The 10,156-nt window shown below is 57.6% G+C and carries 11 protein-coding genes and 1 pseudogene; 10 read left to right on the forward strand and 2 right to left on the reverse strand.

From position 1 onward, the window contains the following. The first annotated feature begins 5 nt into the window (after window positions 1-5). The 7 genes from LRS09_RS29860 (at window position 6) to LRS09_RS29890 (ending at window position 6,056) form a co-directional block, all read left to right on the forward strand. Entirely contained in the window at window positions 6-1,364 is a 1,359-nt protein-coding gene (locus tag LRS09_RS29860; protein ID WP_257810818.1) for a multicopper oxidase family protein, read from the forward strand. 34 nt (window positions 1,365-1,398) lie between these two features. Continuing rightward, window positions 1,399-1,881, forward strand: a complete 483-nt coding sequence (locus LRS09_RS29865) for a plastocyanin/azurin family copper-binding protein (RefSeq protein WP_257810675.1) — start codon at window positions 1,399-1,401, stop codon at window positions 1,879-1,881. Window positions 1,882-1,907: 26 nt separating this feature from the next. Next, the gene (locus LRS09_RS29870; RefSeq protein WP_257810676.1) at window positions 1,908-2,192 is read left to right on the forward strand and encodes a copper-binding protein; all 285 of its coding nucleotides are present in this window, start codon (window positions 1,908-1,910) and stop codon (window positions 2,190-2,192) included. 199 nt (window positions 2,193-2,391) lie between these two features. Next, complete coding sequence (locus LRS09_RS29875) at window positions 2,392-3,069, forward strand: response regulator (protein ID WP_257810823.1); 678 nt, start codon at window positions 2,392-2,394, stop codon at window positions 3,067-3,069. Next, complete coding sequence (locus tag LRS09_RS29880) at window positions 3,056-4,474, forward strand: HAMP domain-containing sensor histidine kinase (protein ID WP_257810678.1); 1,419 nt, start codon at window positions 3,056-3,058, stop codon at window positions 4,472-4,474. Before LRS09_RS29875 ends, LRS09_RS29880 begins: the two co-directional genes overlap by 14 nt. 498 nt (window positions 4,475-4,972) lie before the next feature. Further along, window positions 4,973-5,581 (forward strand): porin, encoded by a 609-nt coding sequence (locus LRS09_RS29885; RefSeq protein WP_257810819.1) that lies wholly within the window; start codon window positions 4,973-4,975, stop codon window positions 5,579-5,581. Then, window positions 5,511-6,056 carry a porin gene (locus LRS09_RS29890; protein WP_374684966.1) on the forward strand — a complete coding sequence of 182 codons (546 nt, stop codon included), beginning with the start codon at window positions 5,511-5,513 and terminating at the stop codon, window positions 6,054-6,056. The genes LRS09_RS29885 and LRS09_RS29890 overlap by 71 nt, the downstream gene beginning before the upstream one ends. 964 nt (window positions 6,057-7,020) lie before the next feature. Here the strand turns inward: LRS09_RS29890 and LRS09_RS29895 are convergent. Beyond that, window positions 7,021-7,272: a hypothetical protein gene (locus LRS09_RS29895; protein ID WP_257810680.1), complete on the reverse strand. Its 252-nt coding sequence runs from the start codon at window positions 7,270-7,272 to the stop codon at window positions 7,021-7,023. Window positions 7,273-7,680: 408 nt separating this feature from the next. On the opposite strand from LRS09_RS29895, the pseudogene LRS09_RS29900 reads away from it, so the two are divergent. The 3 genes and pseudogenes from LRS09_RS29900 to LRS09_RS29910 all read left to right on the forward strand — a co-directional run. Then, window positions 7,681-8,172 (forward strand): annotated as a pseudogene (locus tag LRS09_RS29900) (porin); the annotation flags it as partial. 53 nt (window positions 8,173-8,225) lie between these two features. Further along, complete coding sequence (locus tag LRS09_RS29905; protein WP_257810821.1) at window positions 8,226-8,696, forward strand: porin; 471 nt, start codon at window positions 8,226-8,228, stop codon at window positions 8,694-8,696. Window positions 8,697-8,757: 61 nt separating this feature from the next. Beyond that, window positions 8,758-9,120: a hypothetical protein gene (locus LRS09_RS29910; protein WP_257810682.1), complete on the forward strand. Its 363-nt coding sequence runs from the start codon at window positions 8,758-8,760 to the stop codon at window positions 9,118-9,120. Window positions 9,121-9,327: 207 nt separating this feature from the next. On the opposite strand, the gene LRS09_RS30565 is transcribed toward LRS09_RS29910, so the two are convergent. Next, window positions 9,328-9,603, reverse strand: a complete 276-nt coding sequence (locus LRS09_RS30565) for an FAD-dependent oxidoreductase (RefSeq protein WP_374684961.1) — start codon at window positions 9,601-9,603, stop codon at window positions 9,328-9,330. Window positions 9,604-10,156 lie beyond the last annotated feature (553 nt).

Genomic DNA, 10,156 nt, shown 5'->3' on the forward strand with positions numbered 1-10,156 from the left:
CTAAATTGGTTACGAGACGTCAGATACTTGGCGGCGGCGCGTTTCTCGCAGGTGCGGCCGCATGGACGAAGACATCTGCGATGGGACTTCCTGACGCTGCGATCATGGAATCCCCCGACATGCAGCCGCCGATCTTCCCGTCGAGCGGCCCGGACTATCAGCCGGTGGTAACTCTGAATGGATGGACCGCTCCTCATCGCCTGACTAACGGCGTGAAAGAATTCCACCTGGTCGCCGAGCCAGTCGAGCGCGAGCTTGCTCCGGGCATGACCGCTTATCTCTGGGGCTACAATGGACAATCACCAGGACCGACGATCGAGGCGGTCGAAGGCGATCGGGTTCGCATCTTCGTGACCAACAGGCTTCCGGAACACACCACCATCCACTGGCACGGCATGATCCTGCCGAACGGCATGGATGGCGTAACCGGTCTCACACAGCCTGGCATCCCGCCGGGCAAGACCTTTGTTTACGAGTTCGACCTCGTGAAAAGCGGGACGTTTATGTATCACCCGCATGCTGACGAAATGGTCCAGATGGCGATGGGCATGATGGGGTTCTTCGTCATTCATCCGAAGGATCCTTCCTTCATGCCGGTCGACCGGGACTTCGTCTTCCTGCTCAACGCATATGACATCGAGCCCGGCTCCTATGTTCCGAAGGTCATGGAGATGACCGACTTCAATCTCTGGTGCTGGAACAGCCGGGTCTTTCCAGGTGTAAGTCCGCTGGTCGTTTCGAAGAACGATAAAGTGAGGGTGCGGGTCGGGAACCTCACCATGACCAACCATCCGATTCACATGCATGGCTACGACTTCGAGGTGACCTGCACGGACGGAGGTTGGACGCGGCCTGAGGCGCGCTGGCCGGAAGTCTCGATCGACATCCCGGTTGGCGCGATGCGCGCCTACGAGTTCGACGCCAAATACCTCGGCGACTGGGCGATACATTGTCACAAGTCGCATCACACGATGAACGCCATGGGGCATGACGTGCCAACGTTCATTGGCGTCGACAAAACCGAGGTGACGAAAAAAATCCGTCGCGTTCAGCCGGAATACATGCCGATGGGCAACCGTGGCATGGCCGACATGGGCGAGATGGAAATGCCGCTTCCTGACAATACGATAAAGATGATGGAAGGCTGGGGACAATTTGGAGCGATAGAAATGGGCTCCATGTTCTCCGTAGTGAAAGTCCGAGAGGGCATTGCAGCGAACGATTACGCCGATCCGGGCTGGTATCAGCACCCCGAAGGAACCGTCTCCTACGAATGGACGGGCGACACTCCCGCTCCCGTCAAATCAGGCGACGCAAAAACGATGACACCGGCGGCGACGCACGGCGGTCACACCAAGGGATAACAGCGATAATGACAACCGAAAGGAACCCGAGAACATGAAAAGATTTGTGATTGCGACCGCCGTTCTGGCTTTGACGACTGGAGCTGTCTTCGCAGCAGGGACGCACTCAGGTGGCCACGACACTGAAAAAATGGCAATCGGCGAACCCGGAGAGAAAGGAAAAGTCAAGCGCACCGTCAACATTGCGATGACCGAAAAAGATGACGGCAAGATGCTTTTTGAACCGGCGACCATCAAGGTCAAAGCTGGGGAGACAATTCGTCTACGCTTCACGAACAAGGGCGAGGCTGACCACGAATACGTCATGGATCAAGAGCCGGCTGTGATGGAGCACAAAGCGGTCATGGAGAAATTCCCTGACATGGAACATGCCGACGCGAACTCCATACGGCTGGCTCCCGGCAAGACCGGCGAGATCGTATGGACGTTCTCAAACGCCGGGGACTACGTATTCGCCTGCTTGATTCCGGGTCACTATGAATCCGGCATGAAGGGCGCCATTCAGGTTTCGCAGTAACCCGTACAACACAAAGGACCTATTCTATGAAAAATACCGCAAAGATACTATCGCTGCTCGCCGTCATGCTCACTCTTGGCGGTAACGCGTTCGCGCAAGAATATACAAAGGGTGAGATTCAGAAGATCGATACTGCCCAGAAGAAGCTCACCATCAAGCATGGCGAACTCAAGAACCTTGAGATGCCTGCCATGACTATGGTTTTTGTCGTGGCCGATGAAGCCATGCTGAACAAGGTCAAGGAGGGTCAGGCGATCGAGTTTATCGCCGACCGGGTCAACGGCCGCATCACGGTTACAGAAATCAAGTAAATTACAAATGCTTCCCGGGACGAACCCTTCGGTTCGTCCCGGTCTTGGCAGACCTCATCTGTCTCTCAAGCGGGATTCAACCTGCAAAAATCCATAACGGAGTCACGAACCGCGTGCTGTGCCCCTTGGGCATGGCATGCCGCTGCATTCAAGAGGTCAAGGGAGCGACGGCGTGGCCGACGCCTGGAAATCAATGCTTATGAAAATTCTTCTCGTCGAGGACGATGGCCGCACGAGCGAATACATTGCGAAGGGCCTCACGGAGGCGGGCCACACGGTTGACGTTATCAGAGATGGAAGAGACGCTCTGGGAGTCGGACTGCGCGAGGCATTCGACGTCGCAATCGTAGACAGAATGATACCTGGAATAGATGGGCTGGCGCTCGTTAGGAGCTTGCGCGCAGCCGGCTCCAGAATCCCTGTCTTGTTCCTCACTTCCATGGGCGGCGTAGACGATCGTGTCGAGGGTCTCGAGGCCGGCGCCGACGATTACCTCGTCAAGCCATTTGCGTTTTCAGAATTGACTGCACGGGTTAACGCGCTGGCGCGTCGTCCCCCGATCTCGTCCGAGAAGACCAAACTCAAGGTCGCCGACCTCGAACTTGATCTAGTGCGAAGGCTGGCGACGCGCGGCGGCACGGTGATCGAACTGCTGCCGCGCGAGTTTGCACTCCTCGAATTGTTGATGCGAAATGAAGGCCGCATCCTCACCAGGACAATGCTTCTGGAAAGGATATGGAACTTTAATTTCGATCCACAAAGCACGGTGGTCGAGACCCACATCAGCCGACTGCGCAGCAAGATCGACAAGCCGTTCGACACTCCCCTCCTTCATACGACCCGCAACACGGGCTATAGCATCCATGCGCCGCGCTAGCATTGCGCACAGCACATCGTTCCGGCTTGCTGCGCTTTATGTTCTGCTGTTCCTATTCGTCTATTTCGCGGCGAATCTCGTCGCCTATAACCTCGTGGCATCTTACCTCTACGAGCGACTTGACTCCCATGTGATGGAGCGCTTTCGCGAGATTGAGACTGCGTTTGTGGCCCGCGGACTTGCCGGTGCGGAGGCCATGATCGTCAATCATGGCCCAGCTATCCGCGGGCAGGAGACGCTGTATTCGCTCCGCAGTTCGGACGGCTCGTTTCTCGCGGGCAACATCGACCTTGCCGGAGCGGTGAAGGGGCTTTCGACCCTGGACGCGCGTAACCTTGGAACTAAATCGACGAACTATCGGCTATACATGCAGAATCTGGGGCCCAATCAATTGGTGGTCGGTGTCAGCTACGACGATACCAATCGCCTCAGAGATATCGCGCTGGTGAGCTTTGGTTGGGCAACAGCGATTGTGCTGGCGGCTGGGCTCGGGGGAGGTGCATTATTGGCATTCAAAACCAGACGCCGTATCGCCTCTCTGTCCGGCGTGATGCGGATGGTCGGGTCTGGGGAACTCGGGAGACGCCTGCCGATATCGCCGCGAATGGACGATATCGACGCATTGGCTGCGGAGGTCAATGTGGCGCTGGGACACTTGCAGTCAAATGTGAGCGCCATGAAGCAGGTTACAACAGATATCGCCCACGACCTCAAAACTCCGATATCGCGCTTGTTTCTGATGCTGGAAGCCGCACACGAGGCCGACACAATAGCGTCCAGCCGAACGCTGATCCAGGCGGCCATGGAGGAAGTGCGGCGGATCACGTCGACGTTCGAAGCACTTTTGAGGATCTCCCAGATCGAAACTGGCGCCAGACGTGACCGCTTCAGGCGGGTCGACGTGACATCACTCGTTAACGAGGTTTTTGAGGTCTACGCGGATATTGCGACCGAGCAGGGACGAAGATTGAGGCTCCTTAGGTCCGAACAAACGTTCTCGGCGCATCTGATTGGCGATAGCGAACTCCTCAAGCAGATGTTGGCCAATCTGGTTCAAAATGCGGTCCGCCACACGCAGCCCGGCTCACATATCGGCTTGGGCTATATTTGTAGGGCCCAAGGCGTCAGCCTGTTCGTCATCGACAACGGTCCTGGGATACCGCCGTCCGAAACGGACAAAGTGTTCAAGAGATTCTATCGGCTGGACAAAAGCCGTACCACGGAAGGCACGGGTCTAGGGCTTAGCATGGTGAAAGCAATCGCCGACCTTCATGGAGCTACGATCAGCCTCCGTGACAATGGCCCGGGGCTTGTGGTTCAAATCGATTTTCCACACTCGGTTACGGATGAGAAAAGCCCGCCCGCGGAGGTCAGCTACGCGGGCGGGGAAAAGGGCGCTGCTTAGTTGCGCATGGCCCATTGGAGATACGTCGTGAGCTTGGCGACGAAACTTTTGCTCCCGTTTTCTCGGGCCTTACAAATCTGCAAGCTTTCCATGAATGTTCAGCGCCCAAGGCAATTGTAGTCCTCCGGTCCACTAGCGCGGCTCGGCTCGTTATGGCCCGCATGCACCGCAGCCGGAGTATTTTTGCCAAGGGATGATCGCTTCCTGAGCCGGACCAGGACCGGAGGCGAGTGCCACAGCCAGCACTATAGGCAGCGACTCTAGCAGCGGTTTCTTGGCCCCAAAAACGCTTACAATCTCGGGCGCTCCAAGCGCTGGGCTGTGGTCAATCGGCAACACATGGCTGCTGATCTTCGCGGGAGAGACTTATCTTACACGCATGTAAACTTGCCGCAAACGCCGCGCAAACAGCCCAACTCTTACTCCACCTCGCGCTCAAGGCCGGCGATATCCGTCGGAACATCGGCGCAGTTACACCCTAACTGGAGGTGGGAACCCGTGAAAAAATCTCTGATCCTATTGTCTTCGGCGTTCGGCGCATTGGCGGTAATGCCCGCTTGGAGTGCAGACGCTGTCATGGCGCCTGAGCCTGAGCCCGTGGAATATGTGCGCATCTGCGACGCCTACGGGGCAGGCTTTTTCTACATCCCCGGCACCGAGACCTGTCTGCAGATCTCTGGCTACGTCTGGTATCAGATGGGCGCCGGCAGCTATGAAGCTGGCACGGGCGACACACCGTCCTACCACTACGGTGACACTCCGCAGGATGGCTGGCGCAAGAACGTCCGCGCTCGCGTCAACTTCGACGCGCGTTCGGAAACTGAATGGGGCACGCTGCGCTCCTTCATTCGCTTGGAGTCTGTCTGGAACGGCGTGGGCGACGGTCCGGCCTATGTGGACCAGGCTTACATCCAACTCGGTGGTTTGATGATGGGTTACTCTGAGTCGTTCTGGGTCGACTCAAAGAACGGTGGCGCCTCGAACTGGGGCTCGCACTCCTGGTCTGGTATACTACGGCTACACCCAGCGTGCCCTTATCGGCTACCGCTTCGACTCGAACGGCTTCTTCGGCGCGATCTCTCTGGAAGACGATGCTCTGGCTGGTGAAGGCTACATGCCCGACGTGGTCGCCAAGATCGGCTATACCGGGGGCTGGGGCACCGCCTGGTTGAAGGCGGCTTACGACGAAAGCGCCGAATTCTTCGCGGCCGGCGCGGGGGTTCAAGTTAACGTCCCGAATATGGCGGGTTCTTCGCTCCGCATCCTTGGCTATTACAACGAGGGAGACAACGCCTACGGCACCGGCAGCCCGCTGGGCACCGACGCAGAATTGTCGATCCTTGCGTCCTACAACCACCAGTTCACCGCGACACTGGGGGCGTCGGTTGGCTTTCACTATTTCAACGATCTGTATGCTGCCGGCACGAATATTAGCACCGGACTTGATGCATGGGCAGCTGAGCTGTCGGTGGTCTGGTTCCCGGTGTCGCAGTTCGAAGTTCGCACCGAACTCGGCTATGCTGAGGTCGACGGTCGCGATGGCTCGCTCTCCGGCTTCCTCCGCTTCACGCGCTACTTCTAACTGATACTTGTTCGGTCCTGTCGGCGCCTTGCTCGCGCGTCGACAGGACTGCTTGTCCTGATGCAAGCGTTCTCCTAATCGCAATTGTGGCGACCGCAAACGCAGGGTCATGACTGTGCTGATACGCGAAAAGTTTGCCGGCTAAAGCTTGGATGCCATTTTCTGAGGCCTTACAAATCGGCAAACTTCGTTGCACGTTCAGCGCCCACGGTAATTGTAGTCTTTTCGCATAATTGAACGCGGCCGCTGGGTTTCGACGATACCGAACCGCTCGTTGCGGCGCTCGATGGACCCCGATTCCGTTACGCGAAACACGACGTCCGGGTTTGAGACCGAGCGCACGACATCACCGGGCTTACCGTCACCTCGGGCATAAGGCGTCGATTCGCTGGACATTTGATACGGCTGAGTTCGGTTCGGCCGTTGCGCCAAGCGGGTGCGCGATTGCTAAGGTGGCGGAACTCAGAAGGATAGCTGAAGAAATTGCTGTGAGTTTCATAGATATCTCCTTGCACTCCGGCGGGGAGTTTCTGTGCGGCTAGTATCCGGGCTCATCCTACAAGGTGGCCCAGATTACTTCCCCGAATGATTCGGATCTCGCTCGCCAGGGAGAAGCGGGCGCCGGTAATCGACGGTATCGTAACGCTGGTTGCGCCGCTCAACAGTGCCATTTTCCATCACTGTGAATACGACATCCGGATTTGAGACCGAACGGATGACATCGCCCGGCTGGCCTTGGCCGCGGAACAACCCTTCTATCCGTGCGGCGTTAGATGCCGCAGAGTTCGGTGACGCACCCGGGTCTGCAGTGTGAGCGAATGCTGCAGGCACAGGAGCGACAATCAGGAAGGCAATAAGGGGTGCGGTCGGCCTGATCATGATTTCCTCTTTTCGGTTTCTCTGGGCGCGATCTGCTGATCGCGCCCAGAGCCGCTCAGCGCGGGGGGGACTGGACGCGACTTGCCTACTTGCCCGAATAGATGTCCGAGCGCGTGACGTTTGCAGAGTAACCGTAGAGCGTCGGATCGGTGTCCTGCGAGCGAGGCGCGATGGAATGAGTGCGGTTGTAATCCACCGCCGGCGTGCTGCTTGTGTCGTGGCCCGTGCGCACCGCTGCCGGAGTATTGTTACCCGGGAACACGGTGGCTTCCTGAGCCAGAACGGGACCGGCGGCGAGGGTCAAAGCCAGCACCAGAGGAAACTTGTAGGCAGACATAGGATGGTCCTTTCATTTTCTGCTGCAGCCGTCGGGAGCAAGTGGCTGCACCGCCTATTGATCGGCGATGAAAGGAAGATAGCCGGCGACTCTCGCAGCGGCTTTTCCTTGGCCTTAAATATCTGACAATCTCGGCGCGCCGAGCGTCGCGCTGTGGTCAATCAGCAACACATGGCCGTTGATCTGCGCGGGAGCGACATGCCTTACGCGCATGTAAACTCGACGCAAAAGCCGCGCAAAGAGCCCGGTTCCTACTCCACATCGCGCTCATGACCGGCGATATCCGTCGGAACACCGGCGCAGTTGCATCCAAATTGGAGGTGGGAACCCGTGAAAAAATCTTTGATTCTATTGTCTTCGGCGTTTGGCGCATTGGGCGCAATGCCCGCTTGGAGCGCCGATGCCGTTATGTTGCCTGAGCCCGAACCTGTTGAATACGTGCGCATCTGCGACGCCTACGGGGCCGGCTTTTTCTACATTCCCGGCACTGAAACGTGCCTGGCGATGAGCGGTTACGTCTACTATCAGATCGGCGCTGAGAGCCGAGGCGTCGGTGACACGCCGCCTTTGACCTTTCATCCCGGCGATCAGTTCAACGAAGGCTTCTACAAGACTGTTCGCGCGCGGGTGAACTTCGACGCACGCTCGCAGACTGACTGGGGCACGCTCCGTTCATTTATTCGCCTTGAAGCCAACTGGAATGGAGCAGGCGACGGCCCCGCATTCGTCGATCAGGCGTTTATCGAACTCGGCGGTCTGCGCATGGGCTATACGGAATCGGCATGGACATCCACGCAGGGCGGCGGAGTGTCCAACTTTCCGGGCTCGCACTCCTGGTCTGGACTGGGTTATGGCTACCAGCAACGGCCACTCATAGCCTACACCTATACGGCCGGAAACGGCTTCTACGTACTCTGTCTCTTGAAGACGATACGCTCGCCGGGGATGGCTATATGCCGGACGTCGTTGCAAAGGTCGGCGTCAATCAGGGATGGGGCGGTGCGTGGGCTCAATTCGGCTACGACGAATCGTTCCTTGGAACTGATGGGTATGCGGCGAAGCTCGGTCTTCACCTGAACATGCCCAACATGCCTGGATCGTCCCTCAGGCTCATCGGCACCTACGCCAACAATGCGAATATCTATTCGACCGGCCAGTTCGATGCAATCAGTTCTGAATGGTCGATCCTCGCGTCGTACAACCAGCAGTTCACAGAAACGCTGGGCGTCTCGGTCGCAGGACACTACTACAACAACCTGCACGCGGGTCTGGCGACGACCGGCATCAATGCATATGCAGCTGAGACCTCAGTAGTGTGGTTCCCTGTCTCGCAGTTTGAAGTGCGCAGCGAGCTTGCCTACAGCAAGATTGAGACTCTCGACGGGACGGTCTCCGGGTTCCTTCGCTTCACCCGCTACTTCTAACTCACGACTTGATCGGTCCTGTCGGCGCATTTTCTCCGTGCCGACAGGACTGGTGATCATAATGCAAGCTCTCCTCCTGTTGACAATAGCAGCGACTGCGAATGCAGGGTCGCAGCTGTTCCTGAAGATGGCAGCCATGCGCCATCTCGGACTCAATGCGACGAGTTACGCCTCCTTTTGGCGACTTGTCGCCTCCTGGCATTTCTTGGCAGGTGTTTTTCTATTTTTCATTTCACTGGCAATATACATTTATCTACTGTCTATTTACGATATCGTTCTAATATTCCCCGCGATGAGCCTTACTTATGTCGGCGTTATCTATTTGTCTTGGCGAGTTCTGGGCGAGCAGATCGACAACTGGCGATTGATCGGCGCAGCGTTTATCGCTGCCGGAATCGCTGCGCTTGCCGTGGGATCCGATTGAGCCGACGGCAAGCTCTCATTCTACGTGGGCTGCGACGATGTGAGGTCGGCACCCACTACGTGCGGCGCGGATTGAACCGGTCCCGGCGAGCGAACGGCCAGCATCTTTGGTCGACTGTAGGCCCGGCAAGGCGATCGTCGCCCTGCTGCCTTGCGGCATCGACGCTTCGGCCTGGCGATCCCGAGGCAGATTAGCCGGGATGGCGGCCTAGCGCCGGAGAGCCCTAATGGCCGCGAGATCGTTTCGGATGGTCGTGGCGGCCACGGCCGCTTGGCCCATCGCATGGCTAATTTGATCCAGCCCAGAAACAACGTCGCCGGCCGCGTAAAGCCCGCGGATGCTGGTTCTTTGATGACGGTCAATCACTGGACAGCCATCGCCTGTCGCCTGCGCGCCGATAGCTAACGCTAGCTCCGATCGGATAGTCGTCCCGAGCGCCGGATATATGCTGGCGAATGCTACAGATCTTGCAGGTAGTTTCACCTGGATGGTTCCGGAATGCAGTGAGAATTCCAGACACGGCCCTTGAAGGAGGTCGATCTCCGCAGATTGGATCCGCGCGCGTTCGCTTCGTCAAAATCATGATCGCCCTCTGGGGAAATCAAGCTCACCTTGTCCGTATAGCTCCGCAAAAACTCCGCTTCTGCCAGGCCAGATTCGCCCGTACCCAATCACGGCGACCGGGCGATCGGTCACCTCGTGAGCCGTCACATATCGGACAATAGCGCAGCAGCCCGCTTGCGACAGCTTCGTCATGCTGCCCGCCGGGCATCTCTCAGGCGATTGTTTAGAACCCGGTGGCAAAGCACGGTGCGGGCCGAAAACGTGCGGTCGACTGTGTTGATGAGAACCGGCCCGCCAGCAGCCACCGAGAGGAGTTGAGATACTTGGTTCCAAGGCTGACCATTTTTCGGGTCTCGCATGCGGTCAGGCAAGTAAAACCGCTTATTCCGTCGGGAAATCAGAATGGTTGTGCGTCATCGGGTTCAACATGACCATCCCCGGCATCGATGACCAGGGTCAACAGATGGAATCG

The sequence above is a fragment of the Mesorhizobium sp. J428 genome, assembly GCF_024699925.1.
GTDB lineage: Bacteria > Pseudomonadota > Alphaproteobacteria > Rhizobiales > Rhizobiaceae > Mesorhizobium_A.

What these genes read in the sequence shown, in the direction of transcription:
- LRS09_RS29910 (WP_257810682.1), top strand. Translation starts at nt 8,758, where the DNA reads ATGCAAGCTCTCCTCCTGTTGACAATAGCAGCGACTGCGAATGCAGGG.
- LRS09_RS29905 (WP_257810821.1), top strand. Translation starts at nt 8,226, where the DNA reads ATGCCGGACGTCGTTGCAAAGGTCGGCGTCAATCAGGGATGGGGCGGT.
- LRS09_RS29895 (WP_257810680.1), bottom strand. Translation starts at nt 7,272, where the DNA reads ATGTCTGCCTACAAGTTTCCTCTGGTGCTGGCTTTGACCCTCGCCGCC.
- LRS09_RS29880 (WP_257810678.1), top strand. Translation starts at nt 3,056, where the DNA reads ATGCGCCGCGCTAGCATTGCGCACAGCACATCGTTCCGGCTTGCTGCG.
- LRS09_RS29865 (WP_257810675.1), top strand. Translation starts at nt 1,399, where the DNA reads ATGAAAAGATTTGTGATTGCGACCGCCGTTCTGGCTTTGACGACTGGA.
- LRS09_RS29870 (WP_257810676.1), top strand. Translation starts at nt 1,908, where the DNA reads ATGAAAAATACCGCAAAGATACTATCGCTGCTCGCCGTCATGCTCACT.
- LRS09_RS29875 (WP_257810823.1), top strand. Translation starts at nt 2,392, where the DNA reads ATGAAAATTCTTCTCGTCGAGGACGATGGCCGCACGAGCGAATACATT.